Source organism: Fundicoccus sp. Sow4_H7, from assembly GCF_052115865.1.
Classification (GTDB): domain Bacteria; phylum Bacillota; class Bacilli; order Lactobacillales; family Aerococcaceae; genus Fundicoccus_A.
In genome coordinates this window covers 1-26998 of record NZ_JBQKME010000018.1, presented here as the reverse complement: position 1 = coordinate 26998, position 26998 = coordinate 1, and the positions used below count along the sequence as shown (strand labels likewise).

Sequence of the window (26998 nt, the reverse complement as noted above, 5' to 3'; positions counted from 1 at the left end):
CCACCTTTTACAATACTATTATCAATATTGTAATATAAGCGGTGTTTTGTTGATAGCGTAAGTGTCCAATCCTACTTAGCATTTTCTGTCTAGTACAGCTTAGCATTCACATCTCCCTTAGCTCTTTCCTTGTAGTAGCCGAACACATGGATAAAATCTCCTTTTTTGAAATCCCTTGCCATCTCACTTTTTTCGCCATACACCGAGCATTTGATGTATTCCTTACCACCTCCGTACTTCTTCACCAAGGTGAAGTTTGCAACCTTTACCTCTTCGCCGTCTTTTTCAAATGAGCTAAACACAGGCTCTTCCAAAAGACCGGCATTGATATTAATCATTTTTTCTTTGTCCATTTCCTTTTCCTTTCGTATTTTGAGTAAAAAAATAGACGATAGGATTACTCTCTATCGCCTTGCTACTTGCCTATTCTGATTATTTTCACCGATATAGTGGGGGATCTGTTCCTTATTTTCATCTCTTCCTCCTTATTTTTAAGCATCAAAAAAGGAAGTATCCGCTATTTGCTTTTACTTCCTCTAATAGACTCTATTTAATTGGTTAACTTAAACTTCTTGTGCAAGCGTAATCTTATTACCATCAACATCAAAAATATCAAATATCAACACAACTTCATAATCAACAATTTCCCCGGTTTCTACTCCGCACTCTTCTAAAGTCCTTTTTGTCATGTTTATATCTTCAACACCAAGTACAATAGCACTTTTTTCTTGTTTATTCTCTTCATCACAAGATAATTGCAGCCACGCATTTGGAGATATCTGATATTCTGCAATACCTTCCATAGGAATAACATCCGGTTCTCCTAACCACTTTTTATACCACTTCAATGATTGCTCAATATCAGACACTTGGAACACACTAACTAAATTTTTAGTTTTAATTCTTCTCATCACTTATCCTCCTACGATTTATCTAAAAATCACTTTATTATTTTGAATCATTCTCTGAATAAGTCGGCTCATCTTATAAATAAATTTGGGTGCCTTCTAATTTTCAGTCTGATGAAATTCAGATTCACTTCATTGTATCACTTTTCCCATATTTTGTCATTTAATCAAGTGAAATATTCATTCTTGTAACCACAGTATTCTTTCTTAATTTTGCTTTTTCTCTTGTGGCAAGATACTTCTGAATATCAAAGAAATTCCTCTTGTCGTAGTCCTCTAAGAGTTTATAATTCTTGTGCTTTGTGATGTCGAATTTATTCGATAAAAAAGGGCGAACACCACGAAGCTGAAAGATACATTTTCCTCCGTCCATAACAGTAATCTCGTCTTGGCTCATCAGCTCTTTGCCGGTCTTTTGGTAATTTAATCCGAAACTCTTTTGATTGCTCCTTGTTTCCGAAGTATTGTAAAGGTCGATCGTTTCCTTTCCAAGTGTCTCTGAAAGCTCTTTTAGTGTTGTTTTCTCTTTCCCACCTAAGAATAGGGTACTATCACAGTTACCTATAATAGTATCCGCATGATCTTTGTAAATCGCCTTTAATTGAGATTGTGCCTGCAAAATAATGCTTGCCGAAATCTCTCGGCTTCGGATTGTCGCAATCAATTTTTCAAATTTAGGAATTAATCCTATATTTGCAAACTCATCAAGTAGACACCTAACATGAACTGGAAGTCTTCCACCATACACATCATCTGCCTTATCACATAGTAGATTAAATAATTGAGAATACATTATTGAGACTACAAAGTTAAAGGTATCATCTGTATCTGATATTATTACGAATAAAGCAGTTTTTCTATCTCCAATTTTATCAAGCTCTAATTCATCTTCGCTCATTAGTTCTCTAAGCTCTCTTATATCAAAAGGTGCAAGTCTTGCTCCACATGATATGAGAATTGACTTAGCAGTTTTTCCTGCTGCAAGCTTATATTTCTTATATTGCTTAACTGCAAAATGACTTGGGTCTTTCTTTTCAAGGGCTTCAAATAGCCTATCAATTGGGTTCATATAGGTTTCGTCATCTTCTCTAACCTCACTTGCGTCAATCATATCCAAAAGTGTCTTAAAGTTCTTTTCTTCTTCTGGTGCTTCATAATAGATATAACCGATAAGGGCGGTGTAATATAACTTTTCAGCCTTTACCCAGAAATCTTCTCCAGCCTTTTCTCCATCTCCTTTGGTGTTAGCAATTATGGTTTGGACAAGTTTTAAAATATCCTTTTCTGATCGAAGATAAGCAAAGGGATTGTATTTCATGGACTTTTTGAAGTTTATTGTATTTAAAATCTTTATGTCATATCCATTTTCATAAAGCATTTTTCCACACTCTAACACAAGTGTGCCTTTAGGGTCTGTTACTACATAGGAAGAATGCATTTGCATTAGATTTGGCTTGACATAAAATCTTGTCTTACCTGATCCAGAACCACCTATTACTAATACATTTTTATTTCTGGCATATTTAGGATTTTTAGGTCTTGAGTTCATTGTTAGTCTTTCGGTATTAGTTATGAGAACATTGTTTTCAAACTTAGGGTCTATATATGGAGCAATATCCTTACTTTCTCCCCATCTTGCAGATCCATACTCTTTACCTTGCCTATATTTCTTTTTGTTTTTACCTTTACTATAAACAATTAGCTTAACAAGACCAGCAACTGAAACACCTACTAACAAGTCCCTTGGATTAATACTTGGTATATAAGATAAAGTTCCTATATCAGAAATTCCCACCATTATTCTGTCAATAATATCTCCTCCAACATAAGAATTGATGTGCTTAGAAAAGATATTTCCAATGTAGAAAAAGGATAGATAAGGAATGTTTGATAATATAAATTTCTTTGGGTTGTCTATTTTAATTAGGTTTTTAATATCAGAAAGAATGGATTCTAATATCTTATTCATCGTAGAAACCTTCACTATCTAATAAAATTAGTAGGTAGTGTCTTCCCTTTGGTGTTATAAATGTTTGTATGCCTACAAGTGTACCTAGTGGATCAACCCATTCTTTTACTTCAAAATATCCTTTGTTCTTATCTGCATAAGGTAAGAGTTTCTTTTTCTTATCTCTATAAATTAATGGCGGATTTTATAATGAAGTTAGCCACTTCAAAAAATCCAATTAAATAAAAAAACGCCATGTGAATTTCATGTTATTATTGAAGTTACCACACTCTCAATAGATAAGGATGAAATCACATGACGCATACTAATTCTAGCACATCATCACATAAAGGCAAACATCTCACCTATGAAGAACGGTGTCAAATTTCAATTTTGGTACATGAAAACTATTCAAATCGTCACATTGCTAAATCCATTGAACGTGCCCCACAAACAATCAACAATGAAATAAAACGTGGGACAATTCGTCAAATCCGTCGTCAAAAACAAGGGAGTAAAGTTTATACTTATACCTACCAGGTTTACGACCCAAAACTTGCACAATCACGCTATGAAGACTTACGTAAAAATTCAGGAAGACGTCCTAAATGGGTTGATTCCACTGACTTTATTGATTGGGCTGATCAAAAGATGTTAGAAGATGGATGGTCACCCGATACGGTGGTTGGTTTTGCGAATCGTTACAACTTATTCGCAAACGAACTAATTCCTTGTACCACTACTTTATACCACTGGATTGATAGTGGAATTATGCGGACTAAAAATATCGATTTATTAGAGAAACTTTCTCGTAAGATAAAGAACCCTAGTCAAAAAGTTCGTCGTAATAAGCGAGTGCTTGGAACTTCCATTGAAGAACGCCCTCAATCAATTGATACTCGAGAAACATTTGGTCATTGGGAAATCGACACCGTTATAGGGAATAAGACAAAATCCGAGCCAGTATTACTCACGCTTGTTGAAAGACAAACACGCTTTGAAGTCATTCTAAAAATTGACGGAAAAGATGCTGAATCAGTCGATAAAGCAGTGACGAATTTGAAAGAAAGAGCAGGTGATCAGTTTGAGTATATCTTTAAGAGTATCACATCAGATAACGGTTCAGAATTTTCAGGACTCCACGAAGGGTTATCTGAGGTATTAGATGTCTACTTTACGCATCCCTATGCCTCTTGGGAAAGAGGAACGAGTGAGAATCAACATAAATTCATTCGTCGTTTCATTCCAAAAGGTAACTCTATGAGTGACTTAACTCAAAGGGATTGTTTGAGAATACAACAATGGATGAATGATTATCCTAGGAGAATATTAGGTTATCAAACACCTCATGAAGTCTTTACTAAAGCCTTCAAAAAAGCAAGACAAGAGGAAGGACTCGTCAGTGCTTGACAACGAGCCTCCTTCAGCATGACTGAAAGCCTGGGAAGCTGGCAGAAGCCAGCCTTGGAATGACCCTATCATGCCTCAGCTCATTGTCAAGCACTGACTAGATAGACCAATACAGTAAGTTAGTAGGTAACACATTGTTTACGATAAGTGGCTAACTTCAACTTGAAATTTCCGCTCTATAAATTAATCCCTTATCCATTAAAAAACTTATAAATTGGTTTTGTGGTATTCCTAATTCTTTGGCAGTATTTCTAAAGTTTGTAAGTAGGTTATAATCTACTAATTTGTCATAATAATCTGCCTTTGGTCTTAAATTTTTAATTTCTTCTTCTCTTTCAGCAATAATTCTATTGGCTACAAGAATTGCATCTGCAATTAGCTCTTCGTTAGTTTTCTTTTCTTGACCAGCTATATATCCTCCATTTTTTCTAATACTTGGTAAGACTTCTCTAGTTACCCAAGCTTTGAATATTTTTGCTTGTGGCAATTTTGATGAAAGGATAAGTGAATACAATCCTGATTCGTTAATTATTGAAATATTCTGTATTCCTCCAGGGGTGTTCCATTTCGTTACACCCTTATCTTCTTCATCTACATGGTCATAAACAGCTTTTCTTGGATTAACATATCCTAACATAGTTGCTACTTCATTAGCTATAAAGAAAAACTCACCGTCTTTTTCTATAACAGTGAGTTTCCCAAAATTCTTATTTTCAAATGTTTTTAAATTACTTATCATAAGCTTTGCTCCTTATGTTTATTTTTAACTTTATCTTTGCTGATGGTGTCCTTAGCCATATCTTTAAACTTATTTATAGTCTTCGTTATTGAATCTTTTCTATCTGCCTTTCTTTCAGAAGCCTTAACTGCTTTTTTAAAGGCGTGTTCCATTACCTTTATATCCTTAGATTGAAAAAACACAGAGTGGTTGCCAGTTTCCTTATCTTTCATTACAGAAAACTTCACTCCGTGTTTATTTAAAATTTTCTTTAGTTCTTTTAACTCAGGATCTTTTAGACTAATTTCTTCTAACTGTCCCTTTTTAACCATATCTTTTAGTTTTACTTCTTCTCCATTGTTTTTTATTACATTTTTCAAGCCTCCTTGTTCTTCTATTTGCTTGTGTACTTTCTTTAAGGCATCAAGAATTGCTTTACTTGTTGCTTTGGCAAGCCTTACTTCAAGATTAAGACTCGACCTAGATACTTCTTCATTAATCATCTATTCCACCTCCATATAAAAGTAACTCTTTGTATTTTCTTAACTTCTCTTGTTGAATTTTTCTTCTAAAATCTTCTCCCGTAACTTTAACTGGTATTGTCATTTCAAGTATTCTTGAATATATTCTCTGATACTCAAGGTCAATATTAGGATTTTGAATAATTTCCAATGATAAGTTTGTAGTAAAAATTGTTGGCCTACCCTTTAAGTATCTTGAGTTTATAATGTTATATACTTGTTCTCTTGCATAAGATGTATCCCTTTCAATTCCAAGATCATCTAATATTAACAAAGGAATATTAGAGAGGTTATTTATAATTTCATTTGAATCTAGCTTAAATGCAGATTTTTGTATTTGATTTATTACCTGAGATAAATTCATAATCTTAACTTTAACTTGCTTTCTTTCGATTAATTCATTTGCAATTGAACAAGCAAGATAAGTCTTTCCACTACCAACATCTCCGTAAAATAACAGTCCAACATTGTCTTTTTTCATTTGCTCAAAGCTTTTGGCATAATTATAGGCAACTTTATAAGCTTGACCTTTTTCATTTAAGAATTTCTCAAAAGTATATTGGTGTTGGAGTGGCGATGAGAAGCAATCTCTTTTCAATGACGATATTTTCATCAGTCTTTCTCTTTCTTCGTTTTCCTTATCTCTTTCTATTTCACATTCACATTTAATTCTTGGAATAAACTTTGTAAATCCAAGGTCAACTAATTCTCCATCGACTCTTTTACCACATACCTTGCAATAGATATGTCCATTTCTTTCAATATCATTTTCTCTTAATACAAAACCTTTTAAGCTTTTCATAAACTCTCTCCTATATCGTAATTCATTTTTCTTGTTGAATTGCCATTAATATTTTTCACCTGATCATTAAGATACCAATTAATTATTGTTGCCTTGTGATCTTGATAAACTCTGTTATTTGCTTTCATGTAAGATGACAATCTATCAATGTACTCATTAATTCTGCTTCCCAACTCATTTGTTAAGTCCTTGTATTCTTCATCAGTTAAAAATATATTTTTATATATTCCATAAGTCTTTTGTCCCTTACTAAAATCATTATTTCTTAACTCATTATTACTAATATTGTTATAGTTACCTTCCGATTTTCGGAAATCTTGAAGTCTGTTATTCGGAGTTCTTGAATTCCGATTACCGGAAGTCTGGACTTCTGCTTTTCGGAAAACTGGATTTCTATTATTTGAATCAGAGAAAACACTCATAAAATCTTTAACATATATCCTATTTGGTTTTCCAAGTCCTTGTCTTTTCTTTTCTATCAATCCAATTCCTGATTTTGTATCAAGTTCATTTATAATCTTTAAGGCTTTATCATTAGCACAGTTAAATTGCTCTTTAATAGCATCCATTGTGTAGTAAATAAAGACTTTTCCATCTTCATCTATCCAGCCATTTTTATATGAAAGACCCATTCGATTAAGCATATATGAATACAAAACTTTAGCTTCAATAGAAATGCTCTTAAAAATCTCATCTTCCATTAATACCATAGGTAACCTAATGAAGTTATACATTTCAGATTGCCTATTATAAAAATAATCAAAATTCATTCCTGCCTCCTTTCTTTGAAATAAAAAAGACGACAGAATTATTATTTTCTATCGCCTTATATCCTCAATATCTAATTTTATTTAGCTCGACAAGTTGGTTTTTAAGCTTTCGTTATCGGAATCCAAAGCTCCATTTTATAGTCTTTGCTATCCATATCACCTTCATAATAATATTCAAAGTCAGGTTTTCCTGAATGAACATAGCCATGCTCAGGGAAAAAGACTTCCATCGCATATTTCCACCCGTTATGAATGCAATCCGGAACACTTCCTGTTAACTCTACAACGGCATACTCCGCTTCTTCAACTTCCAAAACATCTAAGCCCATGCTTCTTGCTTTGTCCGCGTCTGTAACAATATATCCTGCCATATAGTTTATTGTGCTTGGGTTTTCCACATCATGACAAACGCCCACACTTTGACCGCCTCCCAAAGTTGCAAGCTGATCATGGCTATATTTTTCATACAGCTTACCCCAGACACTCGGACATAATGATGAATTGATGTTTTGTTCATTGATCCCTGCAACTGTAAATGCTTTTTTCTTTTGAATTGTAATATTCATACTTCTTCCTCCTCTTACACTAAGTGCTAATTGCACTCGTGAAACTAATTTGAACGGTTTCCCATTTCTCACCTCTGAAGGAGTAAATCCATGAAAATTCTTAAAAGCTGTTCCAAACGAATCTGATGACTCATATCCAAATTTGAAGGCAACATCAATAATCTTTTCATCCGTATCTCTTAAGATAACGGCTGCTTCCGTCAATCTTCTGCTTCTTAAATACTCTGAGAGCGTTGTTTCGGTCAGAATAGAAAATAAGCGACTGAACATTGAATAAGAGTATCCTGATAATTGAGTTACTTTCTTTTCATCAATTTCATCATCAAGAACTGTTTCAAGATAATCAATTGTATTGTTAAACGACTTGATAATATTCACTTCGATTCCCCCCTTTCTTTCGGTTTATTTTAGTATAGAGGAAGATTTCTTTTCCTACCCTACAATATCCGTACAAGTTTTATAGGTTTCATCTCATAGAAACTTATACCTTGCTAATCTCTACAAACTGGGATTTTTAGATTTTAACCCTTAAGAAAAATAAAATTGGGCTATTCTCCTAAAGTATATTCTACAACATTATAGTTTAATACAAAGTGTCGCTATATAGTCATTTCCATAATGTGATAATCTATTTCTTTTATCACATGATTCATAAAAATCTATCATAGCGAGACCATTTTTAAGTTGTCCTCTAATCTGAGTTTCTAATGTATGACTAAATTCATATCCATATTCTGGATTTATGGTTATTTTACCTTCCTCTTCAAGCTCTTTCGAATTAAAAGGTAGTGAATACTTTAAAAGCAATTCCTCATCAGGTTTGTCCCATACTATATCAGCATCATACATGTATATCCAAGGATTCATAAATCCAACCATTAACAGTCCACCCTTTTTCAATACTCTGGAAGCTTCTTTATACATGTTTTCTAAATCTTCTATATATACATTTGAAACCGGATTAAAAACAATATCAAAAGTTTCATTTTCAAATGGAAATGGCTTTGTCATATCGCCTTGAACTGTATTGATTTTTAAGCCTTCTCTCTTAGCAACCATATCATCTCTTTGTAATTGTGATTTAGAAAAATCCATTATGGTTACATCATAACCTTTTATAGCAAAAACTGGACCCTGCTGACCACCACCACAAGCTAAACCTAATATCTTTTTTCCATTAGCTTTTTCAAACCATTCTTTTGGAACTTTTTTCCCAACAGTTAAGGCAACAGAAATTGGATTATTTTTAACTTCTTCTAATTCTTCATGTGTCAATGGCTCAGTATAGTTATTTTTTACATTATTCCATCTATCTTCATTTAATTTTATATAATTGTTCACCTTATAATCTCCTCGTTATTTTATATTATTTCGATTTAAGTTGAATATGTTGCCATTACATTTTTCTCACCACTACAAATTCAATCATGTCTTACAGTGTCTTTGATATAATCATTTCTAAAGATCCCTCTTCCAGTGAATTGTATTCATCATAGTGAATATGACTTCCCGGACAAGACTTCGCTAATTCCAAAAGTTGATTTGCCAAAGAAACCAAGCCTTCTTTGTTTGCTTGAATAGTGATTTTCTTACAATCAGCTTCCACTTTAATAATGAATCCATCTACCCAATCTATTTCCATCACATTCTCCTCCAAATTCAAATTTTATAAGCTACACAAACTGGGATTTGTAACTTTGAATTATAAATTTTTAGTGTAATAATATCTCTCGCCAGAATATGGATAATTTTTCAAAGTAAAAACTTCTTTATAACCATGTTTCTTATAAAAACTAGGTGCTTGAAAATTGAAAGTATCTACAAATGAATAGATGCAATTTCTATTTTTTGCTTCTTCTTCTGCCATTTTTATTATTTTTGAACCAATGCCATGCCCTCTTAAGTCTTCATTTACAAATAAATATTCGATTTCTAGCCAATTACCAAAAGTTTCTGCCACTATACCAGCTTTTATTGTGCCATATTCATCTTCATAATATATATTTAGTGGTACACTCTCAGATGGTTCTCTTTTTGAACGATTATAATACTTAATCATTTCTCCGATTTTCGTTGATTTATCTGACTCAACATTTTCTATTTTAAAATTCATTTATATACCTCCATAAATTCCAATTTGTCTACACCGCTTTAATCTTATCATTTATCAATTCAATAAACGCTATCACAGTTGCTCCTATCATCGGAAGTCCATAAGGACTAAATAGGAAACCGATGACCAAACCCTATATACCTATTCCGACTTCTCCTTGAATAAAAGAAGCTAACGCCCCAAATATGCAGAACATCATAACGATATAAAGTAACGCTGTTCCTATACCAAGTAAGAATGTCAGGAACGCAGTCAGAATTGATAAGACAAGACTAATCGGGAATAATATAATTTTTAATATCCATCGCATACACTACCTCTTTTTCTCTTCGGCTTATGTGCTGCTTACAACCATTATTTTAGTAGATAACGGCTCTAAGCAACACATAAACTATCAGTTTCTTCAGTTTTTAACTTTGGTAGAAGCTTCAAAACCTTTGATTTTACTGAACTATTTGCCTCTGTCATTATTATGACACGAGACCCACCTGTTAGATCGTATAGCATTTTCAACAGTTCTAGCTAATTAACTTTTCTTGTTTCTGGGGGGATTGTTAATTATTCATATTATATTGGAACTAGTTGTGTCAATGTTTATAGCTATTTTTTCCAGTTTGTCTTAATTGCACTTAAGACAAACTCAATAAAAATTATTTATCGAATTTTTATGTGTTCATTTATATGATTTGATTAATATTTTAAAACTCATTATCTACCAATGGTTTACCATCTCGATCAACTAATAATGTCATCGCTGATCCAAAACCTGAACTAAGTGACATATATAAAACACCCGTTTTATTATCTCTAATCACTTCATAAGTTGGCGAAAATCCTTGATTTTCAATAACTTCAAAGCGCTTGTTACCCTTACTTTTATTTTCTTTACTCATTTTTTCACCTCTTTTCTCAATTTGTCATATTCTTATTAAGACAAACTCATTATAATTCAAAATAACAAATCGCCAATTGTTTTTATTCTTTCTCTTTAAAGAAATCATCGAGTGAATCTTCATTGGCCGAAAGGTCTGCTAATTCCAGATTATACTTTGATTCTAATTCTTCTCTACTGTATTTATACGAATGATTTGATAGGCTGTCTATTCCGTCTATGTCGAATTCTATTAGATCAACATTTGATATAAGGGAAAATAAAATGATCGCGTTATTTTCTAAAACTTCTTCAGGATTGTTATCATTCCAAAAATTAAGATAACTTTCATCTACTTCTTCATCATTCACTGTATAATTAATAGCTATTTCATAAGGTTCTTTCTGCGTCTGTAAATTAAAACTTGGATTATATCGATTGCCTGGTAGCCCTGTTACTATGTTTATGACAGCACTGTTATCACCCACATAAGAGTCTCTATACTTCATCAATTTCTCAAACTCAACTTGTGTGAAATCTTCAATATACGGTTCAGATTTTTGTGTTGCCTGATCATTACAGCCGACTAAACTAAAAGAAAATATAGTCATAAACATCATTGCTATTAAACTTTTATTTTTCATAACTTACACTCCCCATATTTTTTAATTAAATTACCACAGAAAAAACAAATATACTAGCTGAGTTTTACTCAATTCTTATTGAGACAAACTCAAACAATATTTAAATTTTGGACCTGTACCTACGTCAATATAGTAGACGCATAGTTTTACTAAATCTTCATTTTCTTCATTTTTTTGCCATATATAATATTATTTATGTTCATTATCTAAATATAATTATATCACTATTTAGTAGGTTTTATAATTTTTTACAAATCTTCGACAAGTATATATTTAAAGACTGATATTTTCATCATAAAAATATCAGTCTTCTAGTCAATGATACAGCAACCATTAATCACTTAAGTTGTTTATTTTTTTATCTCCTTGTATCTCCACACTCTAGGTTAACAACTACTGAAACGTTGAAGTACTTTTTCATTACCTTTTTCTTGAAATTATGTTCATCTTCAATGAATACGAAATGGTCATGAAACTGCTTGAATCTCAGGATTTCTATATAGTTTTCTTTTGTATCAACGCAATGCACTCCACATGTGTTAAGAGGAAGTCATAGCTGTCAAAGGTCAATTTCCATTTTCCTTTTTTACTTAATTCTCTTTGAGGGAACATATCCATTGTGGACTTGCGTAGGTGGGAAGATATCCAAGATTGAACCTTGTATGCAGGAACATATCCAGATAGGATTGTACTTATGAGAATAGTTTGCCAAGTAACTGAACTTAGTTTCATAGTGCTATCTTTTTCCATTTTCTTATCTTGGTTCTAAAAGTCCCAAAAGGAGCAACAGTATTAACGTGAATAAATTTATATACTTCCCATACTGCTGTTTTTGTAGCTTCATCAGCCCACTTTCTCATATGAGGTAAAAATAATTCTTCATCACTTAGTACATCAATCATTTTATTGATTGAAATAACATTTCTGTTTAGCCTATCCTTTAACTCCTCTAAGGATAAATTTGCATAGGTATCTGAAAACCACTGATATAATTCACCAAGCTGATTCCACCTAAACATATCTGATGGTGTCTTTACTGTTAAGCCATTTTTCTCATCGGCTTCCCATTGCAGGAGCAATGTTGTCCAGCCAACTTGATAAGCAAGGTTTTCAGATGGTGTTCTGTCAACTTCGTCAACGCTTTTGTCTTTCAGTGATTCTGGGATATTATTAAATTCAGAAATATACTTTTCAAAACTTTTATTTATCTCAAATTTTAGCTCATCTTTATCTTTATATGTTCTCATAATACCTCCTGTTATTAATACAAGGTCTAATTGATAATAATCTTTCTAGAAAAATAGAATAATTACGATGGTAAACCTCTTGATCTGTTTCCACGGACGTACTCCTTTTAGCATAATAAAAAGGAGTCACTTAATCTAAAAATCAAGTTTACTCCTCATAATATTAGCATACCAAGATGCTATTTTCATTAACAATCTTATAGTATCAAGCTTTTAATCAAATATCTTTTCCATCAATACTACACACTCAACATGAAATGCTAAGTTTTAATTGATTGACTTTTGATAGTTGAAACATTTGGTTTATTATCTAATATTTTATACTTAATGTTCTATTTCTTATTTTTAGTTCTAGAACCATGTTTTATAATCCATTCACATTCTTTAGTCATATTTTCTTTTGTCCATTTTAAAATAATATATTCAAACTTCTCTGTATCTTCTTTAAATAAATCATTTAAATTATTAGCAACACTTTTTTGTATGGTTTTATCCTTATCATCTTTTAAATTTGTTAAAATTTCAATATATATGTCAAAATACTCTAAAGCAACATATAGTTTTTTTGCCCAAGGAAGTCGAATTCTAATACACTCACTAGCTAAACGGCGTACCCTTTTATTATCATCTTTACTCCATTCAAGTAAAAGCTCCATTGACCTTTTGGGAAAATTTACTATTAGTGGTCTCATAGAATACTCCCCAGTAAACCTTTTAGTCAATTCTTTACTAAATGAAGTACTCTCTTCAAAATAGTCGGCTCCAAATAATTCTACATATTTCCCTATTGGCCATAACCAATATCCTTCAGTGAACATTCCTAGACTTCCTTCTAATTCAGGACCAAGTATTTTATTAAAAATATTAATTGTTTTAGGATAGTCAAAAGGAATAGCCTCTTTTAAGGATTGTGCTATTAAAATCTGCCTATTATTAAACTCTAAATTTTCAATTGTTGGTTCAATTAATTTAATAAAATATTCTGTATTAAATTCCTCATAAACATTCTTGATTTTCTCTGCTAAACTATATAAATATTCTATATCGTAATAATCTTTAAATTTTTTTGACATCTTTTTCAAACCCTTTCAATAAATGAGATATAGACTTATATATTTGAGATTTGCTAAGAGTTTCTATATCTGCAAGATATAGAGATAAATCATTTAATGCTCCAGAAATCATATGGACAATTAAATCAATATCTAAATCAACTAATTTATCTTTATCTTTAACTATTTCCAGTTGCTCTTTTAACAATGAAACAGAATTTTCATTATCCATCTTTCTCCATTCATCCCATTCTACAACATTTAAAGAGTCTATTAGCAATATACGTTTGTTTGATTTCATAGTTGCAGATTCTACAAAACCTACACAGCCAAATATTAATTGTTCCCATACATCTTCTGATTTCATTGCTTCTTTTTCAACATTTTCTCCTACTTCCGTTTGTACTTGATTTAAAACTGCTAAAAATAATGATTTTTTATTTTTAAAATGATGATAAATAGCACCTCTAGTCATATTAGCTTCCTTTACAACAGCTTCCAATGAGGTTTTATCGTATCCATAGGTAGAAAAATGTCTTCGAGCAATGGTAATCAATTTTTTTCTAGTCTCTAAAGATACTAGATCATTTTTATTTTTTTTCATTTCATCACCTGCTTATATATAATTTTCAGCATAGTTTTTAGAAGGTGGAATAACTTGAATTATATCTACTAAATATTTCCCTGGGCTCTCAATGATAAAGTGTCGTTGCCCAAAATCCTCATCTTTGATTTTCAATAGAACTGAAATGTTTTCTTTTCCCATTATTTTCGAATATATTTCATCCACATTATCTACTTCAATGTTCAATATAATTCCTTGACTATGTTTTCTAAAATCTTTCGGTATGGTTTCATGATTCATGTCAATTATTGCTAGCTCAAAACCTCCACTAATAAGACTAATATACCAATCACTTACAAAAGTTTCTTCAAAATCAAATATCTCTTTGAAAAAATCTGCTTCTTTATTTAAATCTTTAGTCATAATTACAGGATAAAAACTTTTCTTCATATAAATCCTCCTTAATGTTTATTATATTTAGAGTAACATACAGACTGTATGTATGTCAATTGAATAAAAAAACAACTATACTCTTACCAAATATAAAAATATAGTTAAAACTCTTCATTTGAACATATTCTAAGCATTCACATAATTTTAAAACATTTGTACTTTCTGCCAGAAACCACTTTTTTCTCCACCATATCACCTATCGCAGCTTTATATTTGATGAATTGCAATAATTATTGCAATTCGTCACCCCAAAAAAAATAAAATATTTTTTAAAAGATTGTTAGACTTTTCTTGTTCTTAAAGAAAAAGTTCTTAAGCACGTTTCAATCTCCTCTCATCTCAATATTAAGACTGTATACCTATTTAAGTAATATCTTATCATATCGAAGTTCGAAAACGCTTAATCGTAATGTTGTATATCACTTTTTTTTCTTTTATTACGCGTCAAAGTGCTCTTGCTGATTCCGGTCATTTTTTCAACCTCTGTATAAGAGTGAGTCTCCAGGAGCTGCATAGCTAAATCTATCTGGTGCTTCGAGTATTTTTTGGGCCTTCCTTCCTTGAAACCCGGACGCTGTTTTGCAATTTCCTTTCCTTCTTGGGTACGTTCCACAATCAAATCGCGTTCGAAATCCGCAAAGGCACTAAATATGGTGAAGATTAATCTTCCGGTTGACGTGTTCTCAATAATACCTAAATTCAAGACATTGATCCGGACACCCTTTTCAAAAAGATACTTGATCGTATTCAAGGCATCCTGCGTACTGCGCGCAAAGCGATCTAATTTTGTCACCACCAACGTATCACCTGTTTGAATCGCCTGCAACAATTTTTGGAATTCCGGTCGATCACTTTTTGTCCCCGTTATTTTTTCAAAGAATACTTTGTCGCATCGTTCCTCTTCCAGCTGATGCAGCTGTCCTTCCAAATCTTGGTGGCGGGTGCTCACCCGTGCATAGCCATATTTCATATTTTTCATCCTCTTTTTCACTTTGCTTTTGACCATTAGTTATGACACCGTTGTATGTATTGATTTTACTGGAACTGAAAATCATAGTCAATACTCTTAAGTTATGACCATAGCAATAGTGAAAAAATGGACAGCTAAATTTTAGCTGCCCTTCTTTAAAGTAGGTTTTACAATAAAAAAAGTGAGGTTTTGTCGTCGAGTTCTCTTATTCATTTCTTGCCTCACAACTTGAGGGCCCGTAAACTTAGCAAGTGTAAAAACTAACATCAACAGTAATTGTTCGTTTATACCAAATATTTGTTAATAAATGTGTTCCAAAAAATTTCACTATTCAATTTTTTAAAATCCACGAACTGGTGGTCAATAGAAAGAGGAGAGTCCTTCTTAATTCCCCTCGTTAGGGGATGTTAATTGTTTTCTTTTCATGGCTTGTTTATAGTCAATATTAAACAGTTGACATATTTTTTGTTTTTTTGTGTGTGGCATTTCAAAATAAAGAATTTGGTGAATAATTTGAAGCCTTAGAGTAGAACGCGAAATATTATTTTCAGATAACGTGTCAAATTTATTCTTCATCATGTTAATCAAATCATCATTGAAATTATTATTATCAATAAATACTCCATAGCTTATTAATGATAAGGCTGTTGATGTCCCCTCTTTATTCATTAAACGATCGAAAAAGTTTATTAAATTTTTGGTGCTGATTTCTGAGATTGTTGTCTGTATCAGACTGAAACAAAGTGTGTTAACAAGAGAAAAAACAAATTCCTTACTTTTCTTTATGCTATCTTTTTTGTCACGTGTTCCTTTTTGAAGTATCAATTCTGAGAATAAATTTACAAAGTGATCAGTATTAGCACTAAATCTATTTATCAATTCAGAATGAGTTTTTAGTGATAAATTTATGGTAACTTTAGCTAAACGCTCTTTTTCAGATTTTAATAAACTACCAGAATAATTTTTTAAGACATTGCCCAATGCTTCACTCAATTTACGGGCTCTAATATATTCAATAACTTCTGGACTTTGTTTATACTCACTAACATTATCACTATTCTGTGTAAAGTTACCTTCTTTATCTTCGTATTCATCTATAATTTGATCACGAATTTCGTTTCTATTTCTTCTATTCTCTTTAATACTTACTTCTTTATATACTAACTGTGGTACATTCTCTATCAAATTATTAAAGATACTAATATCTTCATCTAAGGTCAAAATTTCTGTCTCCTGCAATAAATTTTGAGCGACAAGTACAAGTTCATCCACTATATAATTATTTCTCCTAAAATGAGTAATAAACCAAAGAATATTCGTATTGTCTTCATTTTCGATTTCTTGTAGAATTCCTTTAAATATATTTTTTACTCCGTCGTTATCATCAATACTATCTACTAAAAATCTCGCAATGAAATAATAATATATATAATCATGATTAAAATGGTAAAAACTATCTGTATTTGAAAGTAACCCTTGTTCTGTTAATTCTTTCTTTACAACTTCAAATTTGAAATCTTGGGCTCTCATGTCATACTTTTCTAAATGTTCTTTATGAAATGAATTCCATGCATCATAGGTAAATCCACTTTTAAGCTGAAACATACAAAAACTTAATTCACTCAAATAAGTATCCAAAGTGGCTATGTATCCTTCAGTTGTCTCGAAGTTTGATAATGTTTGTTTTATAAGAACCTCATAAAAATACGCACTACCTTTTGACTTAAAATCATAACTTTGATTACTTAATAATGCTTGAAGGATAATATTTATATACAATGGAGATTTGGGAACTGTAGATGTTTTAAAAACCGATTGTAGTATATCTGAAGACTCTTCTAACTTTAAAGAAAGTTCCTCATCTGTCATATCAAAATCATTTTTCTGCTTGATCCATTTTTCAATTAAAGCTTCTTGATTTACATTACTCACGGCTCTAATATCAAATTCTTCCATACCTTCTATTACGCGTTCATTAGCTTTAAAAAGTTCTTCTACAGAAAAATTAGAATTAGAGCTTAGTACAATTATATTCCCCACAAATTGTTCTAAGTGCTCGAATAACTTTTCTTTTCCTGCTTCATTCATTTCTAAAGAATCCCAATTATCAATAATTAAATATTTTTTTTTAATATCTTCTTGGACAAATCGATCCCAGCTTAATCCTTCGAATTGTTTCTTTATTTCATTTCCTAAATATTTACCGATATCATTAATATGCCTTTGTTTTATATTTTTGCTATCTTGTATAATAGGAATTAGACCGTTCTCAAAAAGGTATAAACTAATGGATTTAGCTAGACTTGTCTTTCCATACTTTCGTGAACCACGAATTAACCAGTAACTTGGAGTATCATCTCGAAGACGTTTTTTAAAAGTTTCTCCTGAAATATTAATATTTTTGTCATTTCCTAATTTTTTATTTTTAAAGTTTGGCCAAATAAAAATATCATTCAGACCCAAGAGGCCCTTTTTAGGATGTCTGAAGGGATCCTCTAAACTATTTAAATATGTTTCATGACTTGATTGAAAGGATATTTTTGTGTGGGCAGAGTCTCCAGCGTTAGTATCTTTAGAATTTATAAGATAATCTTTCACACCTTCTTTTTCGGAATAAATTTTTTCATTTTTATTCCACTTGAAATCTGTTACGTTAAGTTTTTTGATTTTTTCATCATAAATCAGAATTCGAAAACTACTTTCATCTGGATTTCCGCTCTCATTTAAAACGCCTCCCTCAAAAATATGCACTCCATTCAGATTGTTCTTTTCATCTCCATGTTCATGGCCGGTTAAAAGTATATCTGTATTTTTCATTATTATTTTATCAAAGTCGCGTTTATTGTTAGGATTTAACCAATTACTCGGATGGTGCATAATAGTTATATTAAGACAGCTCTGATCATACGACAACTTACTTTCAGCAAGTTGACACGGAAAAATCATCTTACCAGGGGTTTCCTCTAACTCTGACATCCATGCTGTATTAATCAAATTTATATTAATACTTACATCCCCGTTGGGATTGAGATGACTAATATTTTTGACTAATAAATTTTCTCCATTAACAAGTGTATGCTGCCAATCATTAGCAAAAAATTCTTCAAAAGAACGATATTCATCTTGTAGCAATACTTCTTCTACTGTTTTCTTGGTAATATTAAGTTCATTTTTTTGAATTTTATCAATTAATAACTTTCTACCCATTTGATCAGTACTAAAGTCGCAGTCATGGTTACCTGGGACACAGTAAATATCACATGTTTTTTTAGTTTTTTCTTCAATCGTCTCTTTAATTTCTAGTATTTGAAGTTCACTTGCACTGTACTCTTCTTTTTTTCCACTGAATGCCATATCGCCATTCATGACTAAAAATACAGAATCACAATTTGAAAGATAATGAGCATTGAGTACACTTTTTAATCCTTCAATTTTACTGAATTTATCGTTAATACTATTATGAATATCAGAAATTTGTATGAAACCTACTTTCACATTATCGCCTCACTTCTTATATTTTATATTAATCTGAAACATATTTAATTCTATATCTCTATTCTACCTTTGTGGCAATGATATTTGCAATGGTATGTTAAAGACGACTTCCAAATGTATAATTTTTTTCATCTCATATAAGACGTTATTTATAAATTTTCTTAGTTAAAACAGTTATTTTTTCCTTGATAATTTTCTGAACAATCAATAAATAAGCTTGTTCATAACTTTTTGCGGTTCTGTTGCGAAGTTTGAAAATCAAACGCGCCCTCTCTGAACTCCAAATATCTTAGGCTGTTATTCCCATTAATACCTTGATTTCAGTAGACACCGAAAAGCCGAAGAGCGTTCCATTTCTTCGGTTCTTTTTATATATTCCTCGAATGGTCTCCATGCCCTTAATCGTGGAAGAGGCTGTACGGAGACTTTGATAAAATTTATTTCGTCGTTTAATAGGTCGATGGTCTTGTTCTATTAAATTGTTAAGATACTTCACAGTTCGGTGCTCTGTCTTAGTATATAAACCCACACTCTGTAACTTTCTAAAGGCGGAGCCAAGAGAAGGTGCTTTATCGGTCACAATTGCTTTCGGCTCACCAAACTGTTTATGGAGTCGTTTTAAGAAAGCATAGGCTGCTTGCGTATCCCGTTTCTTTCGTAACCAGATATCTAAGGTTAAGCCGTCCGCATCAATTGCACGATAAAGATAATGCCAACGTCCCTTAATTTTGATATAGGTTTCGTCCATTTTCCATGAATAGAAGGATTGTCTATTTTTCTTCTTCCAAAGATAATAGAGGACTTTGCTGTACTCTTGCACCCAACGATAAATCGTAGTATGACAAACATTTATTCCACGATCATATAACAATTCCTGAACTTCACGATAGCTTAGATTGTAACGCAGGTAGTAACCAACAGCGACAATAATGACGTCTTTTTTGAATTGTTTGCCTTTAAAATGATTCATTACTCTGTCCTCTCTGTCTTTTTTCTCAATTTTACACTAAAATAGATTTTTTGGAAAACTTTGCAACAGAACCAATTAAGCTATTGTTCTCAAAACCTACTTGACGTAACAATTCTTTGGAAAATCTGATAGCACTACTATTACCCTATTTTTTTATCTGTAATTCAGTCATAGCAAACAACTCCATCTAGCAAGACCTCATTAATTATTAACCCAAGTCTGGATCAAATTTTTATCTGATGTACCATATTTAGTCGTAAGACTGCTATAACCAAGCGTGCCATTCAAATATTCTTGAACAACTGTAAATTTTACTTCGTCACTATATTTTTTAGACAGAAAACGCCCCCAAAAAGTGAGTTTTTTACCTCTAACTTTTTGGGGGGCATATCACCGTTAGGGTGTTTTAAACATTATCAATCTTCTTCAATAATTAAATTTACTAAGTCCTTATAGCTTTTGATTGTGGCTGGATTAGATGTTAGATATTTTATTTTCTTACCTTTGAGCGTTTTCTCTTCAGTGTATTCCTTCAATTGAAGCTCAACACGCCCTTTTAGTTCTCCTTCCAAATGGTACACCAAAGTATCTCCTATAGTGTACTCTTCTTGAACAACTTGATTGTGCATTACAATAATATGTTTTACATCGTCCAGTCGTTTAGGACTAACCTTCCATGATTTTCTAGTTCTTTCCTCAAGACCTTCTTTTGAACTCGGAACCATGTTTATCTTAATAACTAATACCTTTTCCATTTCACATTCTCCTTTTACACACTTTGTTGATTTACTGTTTTAGTGAACCAGTGATTTACCACTTTAATGATACGCAATAAAAATTGGAAAGTAAAGCGATATTAGATCTTTTTATATACTTAATGGTTGATAGTCAAATTTGATATAATCAAGACTTTTGCACTTTCACTTGAGCGATAGATGAGTTAGAGACTTTTTGAGTGGTTTAAGACAGTTTTCGTATAACTTACGTGTCAGACAATCTATAATGGCCGCTTTTTGCTCAAAGTTGATATATTTGTAGTTTATTGTCGTAATCGCTCTGACTTTAGCACGTTTAATGACCTCCCTTATCTCTTGAATGTCCTGTACTTGAAGTAATTGTTCGCTGCGTGACACCTTTAGCGTCCAGTTCAAGTATCTTTCTATACTGAATCATAGAAAAAAACTCCTATATAGTTAATCTATATACCCTAAGGTATACAAACTAAGTATATAGAAGGTTGTCATCTATTTGGACTTCTCTCCACACTCGGTGGTCTTATTGGCCGCATTCAGTGGACGTCTCGCACGCACTAGTGGACAGCTAGCGATGCAATAAACAGATAATTGCATTATCTTTTAATTTTTAGTTTTAATTAGACGCGTTAGTCGAAATCACTCATTTTACATTAAATTACACACGTTTAAATAAAAAATATGAATAAACACCTTATAAGCATTCGAATCGCTTTAAATACATGAAAATCACTCAATAAAGGCGTTCTATAAATTATAAGTATCATTTTTTATATTTTAGGAAACAAACAAGAATGGAAAAATACTAGAAACACAAATATTTTCCACATAAAATCATCCGAATATCTATTTAAAGACATTCTCTTGTTTTTTTTTTTGAATATTGTTTATATTTTATGATAAATCTCCTCAATATTGCATGAAATTGACACTAAAAAAAAAATTAAAATTTTAATCCTTATAAAATTAAAATGAACCAAAATAAAAAGAAAAAAGTTTTGTCGAGGGATCGATTGAAATTAAATTAATAAAAACTAATCGAAAACTAGATCATAATACTTTTGATAAGGAGAATTTTAATGGTCAAAAAATTGTTATTGGTAACTTAAAAGGCGGAGTAGGAAAAACAACGAATAGTGTATTATTTGCTTATACATTAGCAAGTAAAGGTTTTAAAGTTTTATTATGTGACTTAGATCCTGAAGCTTGCTCTACAAAATTAATGTTAAGAACGTTTAGTCGACAAAATAATAAAGACATTGATTCAGATTCAAAACAAACAATGATGCAAGCACTCAGCGAAGGTAAATTAAAAAGCTGTATGCTACAAATAAAAGAAAACTTATTTATCTTACCTTCTTATGAAAATTTTTTCCATTATCAACAATATCTTTTTTCTCTTATTCCATCTACAATTCCAAATTATGAAAAAAAGGCACTTGTAATAGAGGGGGCTTTATCTGTGACTACAACCTTCGGTTCATCAAACTGCTTCACTAACCGCTTAAGAAAAGCATAGGCTGCTTGTGTGTCCCGTTTTTTACGTAACCAAATATCCAAGGTTAAACCATCTGCATCGATGGCTCGATACAAATAATGCCATTTTCCTTTAATTTTGATGTACGTTTCATCCATTTTCCATGAATAAAAGGATTTTTTATTTTTCTTTTTCCAAATTTGATAGAGTAGTTTGCCATATTCTTGCACCCAACGATAAATCGTCGTATGAGAAACGTTAATGCCACGATCATATAAGATTTCTTGAACTTCACGATAGCTAAGGTTATAACGAAGATAGTAGCCCACGGCTACAATAATCACATCCTGCTGAAATTGCTTTCCTTTAAAATGATTCATCGTCATTCCTCCTGCTATCTTTTTCTATTATTCTACCTTATTTGATAGTAGATTTAAAACTTTGCAACAGAACCCAACGTTGTCTTTATTTTCAGAAAGTAGACAACATCTATCTTATTACTCATGGTTTCACTAAGAAAACTCAAAAGACACCAAAGAAGGAAATTGCTCATGCACAACATTTGATGAAACAATATAAGGAGAGATAAACAATGGAAAAGTTTACTACAACAAAGGTATCCGACTATATTAATGAGATGAAACTAGCGGATAAAGAGTTTTCAGAAAGAATGGAAATTGAGAGTAAAAAACTTGATTACGCTGTTTTAGTAATGAAATTAAGAGAGTCTATGGGATTAACTCAAGATGAATTTGCTAAATTAGTACATAAACCACAATCAACAATAGCACGAATTGAAAACGGAAACGCTAATCCTACTATCAAAACACTTGAAACTATTGCAGAACTTAGTGGAAAAAAATTAGTAATGAGTTTTGAATAATTCTTCATTAAAAAAGAACTTCTTGCCATTCTGGCAAAAAGTTCTTTTTTTGTTCAAAATTCATCTAAGTTTTTCGATTTAAGATTTAATTCCTAATTCTTCTTTAATAGCAGTCTGTAAAATATTAGAGAAATTTACTTTGCGTTTTTCAGCTTCGTCATTTAACCATTTTGGAATCGTTAATGTCTTTTTTACCGCTTGTAAGTCTGCTTTCTGTTTAATCGGTGCAATCCAAACGTTAGCATAGGCTACTCTTGCATTTTCGTGTATTGCATCAAAATCTAATGATACTTCTGGTAATGGTTTTCCTTGTTTGATCATTGTAAATAAAACACCACCTAAAACATCTTTAGCATTTATCATTGCTTCTTCTAAAGTTTCACCATCTGTAAAGCAATTTTCAAAATCTATAAAATCCACATAGAAAACGTCATCCTCATGAGTAATTATGTATGGGTAAGTAACTAATGTCTGCATATATACTACTCCTCTTTCCTTAAAGGACAGGGCTAAAATTTTAACCCTGTAATCCTTTCGATTTTTGTTAAAGTTCCAGATGGTATATCTTTTTTCGTACATTTTACAGGACATATCTTTCCATCTTTTGTATAGATTTCATGAGAGCCTGTTGTATGGTCAAGAATCCAGCCATCTTTTTTTAGTTCTTTAACAACTATTCGGTAAGGTTTAGTTTTTGACATGTCATGTCCTCCTTACACCATTAATTATACGTGTTTTTTACACGTGTGTCAATAAGAGCTATTCATAATAACCCTTTAAAAGCATAAATTACAATGTCTTATCAAAAATATTTAAATGTTGTTTCGATTCTATGTTAAAATCGAAATTCATAGTATTTTTCCCTTTATTTTCAAATTCAAGATGGTTGATAATATTACTTTTAATTTTTTCGCTATTATCTGATTTTGAAATAATATCAATGTTATCAACTCTTGATGTTTTTAGATATTCATTTACTTTCTCAATAGTATATTGTTTTGATAAATCACCTTCCCTGCTACATATCAATACACAATTATTAATTTGATTACGGTTGCTTGTAATATATTCTAAACTATCTAAAGGCTGTTCAAATAATATAATATCTTTCGGCCTATCTCCTATTGTGACAATAAAACTATCTTTTGAGCTACTGCCCTTAAAAGGTGTTGCTATTTGGTAATCACTTGTTAATTTATTTGCACCAACAATTTCACCATCTTTACCCCATACTAGAAACAAATCCTTGCTTTGCTTCTCACTTCGTAACCAGCCTTTTTTTGCATACATCTCTATAATATCACGATCAACCTGTGTTTCATTTGATAGCGTTGCAATCTGCTCTTCGTTTAATCTTTGAGTATTATTTAAAATATAATTCGATATAGTTTCTTCATTCATCATGATACTTTCCGCTTTTTCTTCTATTGATTCTTTTTTTTTAACAAAGTTTTCTGCTTTTAATTTATCGTTCCAATCCTTCGCAATTTCATCTTTTAAAATATGACTGTTTGAATTAAAGACATCTTGCCATTCCTTTATTCGGTTGATTTGGCGACTTGATAAATCGTAAGCTTTAAATAATTCATCTTGAATATAATTTTTTTCTGCATATAATTCTGAAATTTTTTTAAAATCATTCTCGATATTTCCATTAAAGACTTTAGTTATTTTCTTTTTATCATCTATTAATGGACGGTCGAACTGCCAAAATGCTAACATCAAATCTTTTGGAAGTTTATACTGTTCTGCGATAGTTATAATTTCCTTATATTTTTCAGTATTAATCGTATTGTAGTCAGGAATGTTATTTATATATTCTATTGAATGGGTCCTTCCTTCCAATTGAATGTGGTTATCTAAAAATATATGCCCTGCTTTATCATTGTCAACGCTAATATGTACTTTTAAATCTCGTGGCTCTTTAGTATAATCATCTCCTAACATTTTAAATAGAGTTCCATCTTTAACACCTTCAAGAGAAATTAACCTACAATCTTTTAATTCATTTTTTCGTAAAGTCCAATAGGATAATAAGTCGATTGAGGCTTCAAACACGTATAAATCATTTGTTTTGTCGCCAATCGCAATATTAAATCCGTGATATTTTTCTGAATTCTTAATAATATAACGATTAGGGTTATCAGAGTCCACTTTCTTAGTTAATTGTTGCGTTGCTCCAATAATAAGATTATTTTTTGAAGGTGGTTTTCCATCCTGCGTCCAATTAAAGATAATATTGTTTCGGACGTCCTGCATGATATAGTTTTCTTCTAGTAGGTACTTAACTAAGTCGGTATCAATTTTACGCTCCTTAGTGAGATATCTTTCTAATGTCCAACTATATTTTGCTGTTTTAAAATTATATTCAAACTCTTTACTCTCAATGTTTTCTGCAATTTTTGATTGTACTTTATAATCAGATTTTCCAAATTTTAAGGCTAGATGAACTGCTTCTTGAAATCCAATCTCATTTTGATTAATGTACTGGATAAAATTAATTAAGTTTCCTTTAGCATTCTTCTCAAAGGAATTTGCATTATGGATAAAATAATTCTTTTTCTTATCAATTACAATGGAGTCGTGGTTCATATAAGATAATTTAGCATAATCTCCACTGTCACTAATTATTTTTCCTAACCCATTTTCCTTAACATAAGCATAAATAGATATTTCAGAGGCCGATTTAATTTGTTCTTTGGTAAATCGGTACTTCTTTTTTTCAGCCATTTAATTAATCACCTCAATATGTATATATTTAAAAAACTTCTTGCCACGCTGGCAAGAAGTTACTGTTGTCTTTCAATATTATATTTCTTTCGATATCTTCTAAATGTGCTTCGGTCGATACCGGTTAATGTCGCAACTTCTGAATCTGTTTCACCAGATAAATATAGTTCAAATGCATGGTTTAGTTGCGGTGACTCTTTATGAAAGAGCGGTTTTCTTCCCTTATATTTATTTTTCTGCTTTGCTATTTCAATTCCTTGTTTTTGCCTTTCACGTATTATAGTTCGCTCCGATTCAGCTTGATACTTATAAATTTCAATAATTAAATTGTTGATTAATCTTCTTAAATTATCATCTTCGATTCCTGATAAAGTAGGTAAATTTTGAACTTCTAATGTAGCACCTTTGGTTTGGATTAAATGCATGATATTTGAAATATCATTATGATTCCTGCTTAGCCTATCTAGTTCCGTTACAACGACTATATCCCCTTCTCTGATGAAATTTATCATTTCATAAAGGACAGGTCTTTCAAGTGTCGCTCCACTTTCTTTTTCAACAAACAGTTTAAATACTGTTTTAGATAACGCTTCAATTTGGCGATCCAGTTTTTGATCCTTTGTACTTATTCTTGCATATCCAACTTTTGTGGCCAATACCTCACCTCTTATATCTCTTTTAACCAACTCTATTGACCAACTCAAAATCTTGCTATAATAGCATTTTTACTTTGATCACTAGAGTACACTTTATTGAGCGATTTAAAAAAACACCCTCAAAAAATATGAAAGTGTTTAACCATTATTCTTTATTTTTTCATCGATTGAGAAGAGGAATTAAATAAATGAAAATATTCTACTACTATTTCTTCAATTTCTTTTTCTGATGAAGCATTAACAATCTTCTGAACGTATTTTTTACTCTTTTCAGAATCCATCTCGACTGATAAAATTGTTGCAATCATATTGTTGCGATATGATTTATTAACATCAATTGTATTTGTATTCCATCGATTTTCGAGAATGAACTGCCCCCTGTCAAGTAGACAGGTAAATAAACAAAATATTTGTGCCATGTATGATGTCTTATCATACATGGTATTTTTTTATGCCGGTATCTTTAATCCCATACTC

Annotated in this window: 28 protein-coding genes and 4 pseudogenes; 4 read left to right on the top strand and 28 right to left on the bottom strand. The window is 31.5% G+C overall.

The window, feature by feature from the left end; all coding sequences use genetic code 11:
- Positions 1-89: 89 nt before the first annotated feature.
- From ACTQ54_RS11890 to ACTQ54_RS11875, 4 genes and pseudogenes are all read right to left on the bottom strand, one after another.
- The gene (locus ACTQ54_RS11890; RefSeq protein ID WP_441757146.1) at positions 90-353 is read right to left on the bottom strand and encodes a single-stranded DNA-binding protein; all 264 of its coding nucleotides are present in this window, start codon (positions 351-353) and stop codon (positions 90-92) included.
- Between the two features lie 210 nt (positions 354-563).
- Positions 564-911 (bottom strand): VOC family protein, encoded by a 348-nt coding sequence (locus tag ACTQ54_RS11885; protein ID WP_441757144.1) that lies wholly within the window; start codon positions 909-911, stop codon positions 564-566.
- 160 nt (positions 912-1071) lie between these two features.
- On the bottom strand, positions 1072-2877 hold the full coding sequence (locus tag ACTQ54_RS11880; RefSeq protein WP_441757142.1) for a VirD4-like conjugal transfer protein, CD1115 family: 1806 nt from the start codon (positions 2875-2877) through the stop codon (positions 1072-1074).
- Positions 2870-3052 (bottom strand): annotated as a pseudogene (locus ACTQ54_RS11875) (phage antirepressor KilAC domain-containing protein); the annotation flags it as partial. The gene ACTQ54_RS11880 and the pseudogene ACTQ54_RS11875, both read right to left, overlap by 8 nt.
- 119 nt (positions 3053-3171) lie before the next feature.
- Here ACTQ54_RS11875 and ACTQ54_RS11870 point away from each other — a divergent pair.
- On the top strand, positions 3172-4266 hold the full coding sequence (locus ACTQ54_RS11870) for an IS30 family transposase (RefSeq protein WP_441757140.1): 1095 nt from the start codon (positions 3172-3174) through the stop codon (positions 4264-4266).
- A gap of 175 nt (positions 4267-4441) precedes the next feature.
- Here ACTQ54_RS11870 and ACTQ54_RS11865 read toward each other — a convergent pair.
- The 19 genes and pseudogenes from ACTQ54_RS11865 to ACTQ54_RS11775 all read right to left on the bottom strand — a co-directional run.
- Positions 4442-5005, bottom strand: a pseudogene (locus ACTQ54_RS11865) (BRO family protein); the annotation flags it as partial.
- Positions 5002-5487: a PcfB family protein gene (locus ACTQ54_RS11860; protein WP_441757138.1), complete on the bottom strand. Its 486-nt coding sequence runs from the start codon at positions 5485-5487 to the stop codon at positions 5002-5004. The gene ACTQ54_RS11860 and the pseudogene ACTQ54_RS11865, both read right to left, overlap by 4 nt.
- A complete protein-coding gene (locus ACTQ54_RS11855) occupies positions 5480-6307 on the bottom strand; it encodes an ATP-binding protein (RefSeq protein WP_441757136.1) in 828 nt (275 codons plus the stop codon). The genes ACTQ54_RS11860 and ACTQ54_RS11855 overlap by 8 nt, the downstream gene beginning before the upstream one ends.
- Positions 6304-7077: a replication initiator protein A gene (locus ACTQ54_RS11850; RefSeq protein WP_441757134.1), complete on the bottom strand. Its 774-nt coding sequence runs from the start codon at positions 7075-7077 to the stop codon at positions 6304-6306. The genes ACTQ54_RS11855 and ACTQ54_RS11850 overlap by 4 nt, the downstream gene beginning before the upstream one ends.
- 101 nt (positions 7078-7178) lie before the next feature.
- Complete coding sequence (locus ACTQ54_RS11845) at positions 7179-8021, bottom strand: AraC family transcriptional regulator (protein WP_441757132.1); 843 nt, start codon at positions 8019-8021, stop codon at positions 7179-7181.
- Positions 8022-8219: 198 nt separating this feature from the next.
- On the bottom strand, positions 8220-8984 hold the full coding sequence (locus tag ACTQ54_RS11840) for a class I SAM-dependent methyltransferase (RefSeq protein ID WP_441757130.1): 765 nt from the start codon (positions 8982-8984) through the stop codon (positions 8220-8222).
- A gap of 91 nt (positions 8985-9075) precedes the next feature.
- On the bottom strand, positions 9076-9285 hold the full coding sequence (locus ACTQ54_RS11835; RefSeq protein ID WP_441757128.1) for an Imm32 family immunity protein: 210 nt from the start codon (positions 9283-9285) through the stop codon (positions 9076-9078).
- Positions 9286-9345: 60 nt separating this feature from the next.
- The gene (locus ACTQ54_RS11830; RefSeq protein ID WP_322116492.1) at positions 9346-9756 is read right to left on the bottom strand and encodes a GNAT family N-acetyltransferase; all 411 of its coding nucleotides are present in this window, start codon (positions 9754-9756) and stop codon (positions 9346-9348) included.
- 28 nt (positions 9757-9784) lie between these two features.
- Positions 9785-10066, bottom strand: a pseudogene (locus tag ACTQ54_RS11825) (CD1845 family protein).
- 388 nt (positions 10067-10454) lie between these two features.
- Positions 10455-10649: a DUF6440 family protein gene (locus ACTQ54_RS11820; protein ID WP_311982608.1), complete on the bottom strand. Its 195-nt coding sequence runs from the start codon at positions 10647-10649 to the stop codon at positions 10455-10457.
- 82 nt (positions 10650-10731) lie between these two features.
- Positions 10732-11271: a DUF4825 domain-containing protein gene (locus ACTQ54_RS11815; RefSeq protein ID WP_441757126.1), complete on the bottom strand. Its 540-nt coding sequence runs from the start codon at positions 11269-11271 to the stop codon at positions 10732-10734.
- A 728-nt stretch (positions 11272-11999) separates the two neighbouring features.
- Complete coding sequence (locus ACTQ54_RS11810) at positions 12000-12518, bottom strand: ClbS/DfsB family four-helix bundle protein (protein ID WP_172037160.1); 519 nt, start codon at positions 12516-12518, stop codon at positions 12000-12002.
- Positions 12519-12850: 332 nt separating this feature from the next.
- Entirely contained in the window at positions 12851-13591 is a 741-nt protein-coding gene (locus tag ACTQ54_RS11805; RefSeq protein ID WP_441757123.1) for a DNA alkylation repair protein, read from the bottom strand.
- The gene (locus ACTQ54_RS11800; RefSeq protein ID WP_172037158.1) at positions 13575-14174 is read right to left on the bottom strand and encodes a TetR family transcriptional regulator; all 600 of its coding nucleotides are present in this window, start codon (positions 14172-14174) and stop codon (positions 13575-13577) included. The genes ACTQ54_RS11805 and ACTQ54_RS11800 overlap by 17 nt, the downstream gene beginning before the upstream one ends.
- A gap of 12 nt (positions 14175-14186) precedes the next feature.
- The gene (locus tag ACTQ54_RS11795) at positions 14187-14585 is read right to left on the bottom strand and encodes a VOC family protein (RefSeq protein WP_172037157.1); all 399 of its coding nucleotides are present in this window, start codon (positions 14583-14585) and stop codon (positions 14187-14189) included.
- Between the two features lie 403 nt (positions 14586-14988).
- The gene (locus ACTQ54_RS11790) at positions 14989-15558 is read right to left on the bottom strand and encodes a recombinase family protein (protein WP_441757121.1); all 570 of its coding nucleotides are present in this window, start codon (positions 15556-15558) and stop codon (positions 14989-14991) included.
- A gap of 384 nt (positions 15559-15942) precedes the next feature.
- A complete protein-coding gene (locus ACTQ54_RS11785) occupies positions 15943-19053 on the bottom strand; it encodes an STAND family AAA ATPase (protein ID WP_441757119.1) in 3111 nt (1036 codons plus the stop codon).
- Positions 19054-19342: 289 nt separating this feature from the next.
- Positions 19343-20023, bottom strand: a complete 681-nt coding sequence (locus ACTQ54_RS11780) for an IS6-like element ISS1N family transposase (RefSeq protein ID WP_002319817.1) — start codon at positions 20021-20023, stop codon at positions 19343-19345.
- A 416-nt stretch (positions 20024-20439) separates the two neighbouring features.
- The gene (locus ACTQ54_RS11775) at positions 20440-20778 is read right to left on the bottom strand and encodes a hypothetical protein (protein ID WP_441757116.1); all 339 of its coding nucleotides are present in this window, start codon (positions 20776-20778) and stop codon (positions 20440-20442) included.
- 1009 nt (positions 20779-21787) lie between these two features.
- Here ACTQ54_RS11775 and ACTQ54_RS11770 point away from each other — a divergent pair.
- Positions 21788-22294 carry an AAA family ATPase gene (locus ACTQ54_RS11770; RefSeq protein WP_441757148.1) on the top strand — a complete coding sequence of 169 codons (507 nt, stop codon included), beginning with the start codon at positions 21788-21790 and terminating at the stop codon, positions 22292-22294.
- On the opposite strand, the pseudogene ACTQ54_RS11765 reads toward ACTQ54_RS11770, so the two are convergent.
- Positions 22207-22632 (bottom strand): annotated as a pseudogene (locus ACTQ54_RS11765) (IS6-like element IS1216 family transposase); the annotation flags it as partial. The gene ACTQ54_RS11770 and the pseudogene ACTQ54_RS11765 sit on opposite strands and share 88 nt — an antisense overlap.
- A gap of 41 nt (positions 22633-22673) precedes the next feature.
- Between ACTQ54_RS11765 and ACTQ54_RS11760 the strand changes: the two are divergent.
- Positions 22674-22841, top strand: coding sequence for a type II toxin-antitoxin system RelE/ParE family toxin (locus ACTQ54_RS11760; RefSeq protein ID WP_441757114.1), 168 nt, complete (start codon positions 22674-22676; stop codon positions 22839-22841).
- A gap of 3 nt (positions 22842-22844) precedes the next feature.
- Entirely contained in the window at positions 22845-23135 is a 291-nt protein-coding gene (locus tag ACTQ54_RS11755) for a helix-turn-helix domain-containing protein (protein WP_441757112.1), read from the top strand.
- Positions 23136-23213: 78 nt separating this feature from the next.
- Here ACTQ54_RS11755 and ACTQ54_RS11750 read toward each other — a convergent pair whose 3' ends face one another.
- The 4 genes from ACTQ54_RS11750 to ACTQ54_RS11735 all read right to left on the bottom strand — a co-directional run bounded on the left by ACTQ54_RS11750 (position 23214) and on the right by ACTQ54_RS11735 (position 26521).
- Positions 23214-23612 carry a type II toxin-antitoxin system HicB family antitoxin gene (locus ACTQ54_RS11750; protein ID WP_441757110.1) on the bottom strand — a complete coding sequence of 133 codons (399 nt, stop codon included), beginning with the start codon at positions 23610-23612 and terminating at the stop codon, positions 23214-23216.
- 32 nt (positions 23613-23644) lie between these two features.
- Positions 23645-23836: a type II toxin-antitoxin system HicA family toxin gene (locus ACTQ54_RS11745; protein ID WP_441755231.1), complete on the bottom strand. Its 192-nt coding sequence runs from the start codon at positions 23834-23836 to the stop codon at positions 23645-23647.
- A gap of 88 nt (positions 23837-23924) precedes the next feature.
- Positions 23925-25865, bottom strand: coding sequence for a DUF3991 domain-containing protein (locus ACTQ54_RS11740; RefSeq protein WP_441757108.1), 1941 nt, complete (start codon positions 25863-25865; stop codon positions 23925-23927).
- A gap of 59 nt (positions 25866-25924) precedes the next feature.
- Complete coding sequence (locus ACTQ54_RS11735; RefSeq protein WP_441757106.1) at positions 25925-26521, bottom strand: recombinase family protein; 597 nt, start codon at positions 26519-26521, stop codon at positions 25925-25927.
- Positions 26522-26998 lie beyond the last annotated feature (477 nt).

What these genes read in the sequence shown, in the direction of transcription:
- ACTQ54_RS11790 (WP_441757121.1), bottom strand. Translation starts at nt 15,558, where the DNA reads ATGAAATATGGCTATGCACGGGTGAGCACCCGCCACCAAGATTTGGAA.
- ACTQ54_RS11750 (WP_441757110.1), bottom strand. Translation starts at nt 23,612, where the DNA reads ATGCAGACATTAGTTACTTACCCATACATAATTACTCATGAGGATGAC.
- ACTQ54_RS11755 (WP_441757112.1), top strand. Translation starts at nt 22,845, where the DNA reads ATGGAAAAGTTTACTACAACAAAGGTATCCGACTATATTAATGAGATG.
- ACTQ54_RS11775 (WP_441757116.1), bottom strand. Translation starts at nt 20,778, where the DNA reads ATGGAAAAGGTATTAGTTATTAAGATAAACATGGTTCCGAGTTCAAAA.
- ACTQ54_RS11870 (WP_441757140.1), top strand. Translation starts at nt 3,172, where the DNA reads ATGACGCATACTAATTCTAGCACATCATCACATAAAGGCAAACATCTC.
- ACTQ54_RS11860 (WP_441757138.1), bottom strand. Translation starts at nt 5,487, where the DNA reads ATGATTAATGAAGAAGTATCTAGGTCGAGTCTTAATCTTGAAGTAAGG.
- ACTQ54_RS11890 (WP_441757146.1), bottom strand. Translation starts at nt 353, where the DNA reads ATGGACAAAGAAAAAATGATTAATATCAATGCCGGTCTTTTGGAAGAG.
- ACTQ54_RS11850 (WP_441757134.1), bottom strand. Translation starts at nt 7,077, where the DNA reads ATGAATTTTGATTATTTTTATAATAGGCAATCTGAAATGTATAACTTC.
- ACTQ54_RS11835 (WP_441757128.1), bottom strand. Translation starts at nt 9,285, where the DNA reads ATGGAAATAGATTGGGTAGATGGATTCATTATTAAAGTGGAAGCTGAT.
- ACTQ54_RS11805 (WP_441757123.1), bottom strand. Translation starts at nt 13,591, where the DNA reads ATGTCAAAAAAATTTAAAGATTATTACGATATAGAATATTTATATAGT.
- ACTQ54_RS11885 (WP_441757144.1), bottom strand. Translation starts at nt 911, where the DNA reads ATGAGAAGAATTAAAACTAAAAATTTAGTTAGTGTGTTCCAAGTGTCT.
- ACTQ54_RS11855 (WP_441757136.1), bottom strand. Translation starts at nt 6,307, where the DNA reads ATGAAAAGCTTAAAAGGTTTTGTATTAAGAGAAAATGATATTGAAAGA.
- ACTQ54_RS11740 (WP_441757108.1), bottom strand. Translation starts at nt 25,865, where the DNA reads ATGGCTGAAAAAAAGAAGTACCGATTTACCAAAGAACAAATTAAATCG.
- ACTQ54_RS11810 (WP_172037160.1), bottom strand. Translation starts at nt 12,518, where the DNA reads ATGAGAACATATAAAGATAAAGATGAGCTAAAATTTGAGATAAATAAA.
- ACTQ54_RS11880 (WP_441757142.1), bottom strand. Translation starts at nt 2,877, where the DNA reads ATGAATAAGATATTAGAATCCATTCTTTCTGATATTAAAAACCTAATT.
- ACTQ54_RS11820 (WP_311982608.1), bottom strand. Translation starts at nt 10,649, where the DNA reads ATGAGTAAAGAAAATAAAAGTAAGGGTAACAAGCGCTTTGAAGTTATT.
- ACTQ54_RS11795 (WP_172037157.1), bottom strand. Translation starts at nt 14,585, where the DNA reads ATGAAGAAAAGTTTTTATCCTGTAATTATGACTAAAGATTTAAATAAA.
- ACTQ54_RS11830 (WP_322116492.1), bottom strand. Translation starts at nt 9,756, where the DNA reads ATGAATTTTAAAATAGAAAATGTTGAGTCAGATAAATCAACGAAAATC.
- ACTQ54_RS11815 (WP_441757126.1), bottom strand. Translation starts at nt 11,271, where the DNA reads ATGAAAAATAAAAGTTTAATAGCAATGATGTTTATGACTATATTTTCT.
- ACTQ54_RS11780 (WP_002319817.1), bottom strand. Translation starts at nt 20,023, where the DNA reads ATGAATCATTTTAAAGGCAAACAATTCAAAAAAGACGTCATTATTGTC.
- ACTQ54_RS11800 (WP_172037158.1), bottom strand. Translation starts at nt 14,174, where the DNA reads ATGAAAAAAAATAAAAATGATCTAGTATCTTTAGAGACTAGAAAAAAA.
- ACTQ54_RS11745 (WP_441755231.1), bottom strand. Translation starts at nt 23,836, where the DNA reads ATGTCAAAAACTAAACCTTACCGAATAGTTGTTAAAGAACTAAAAAAA.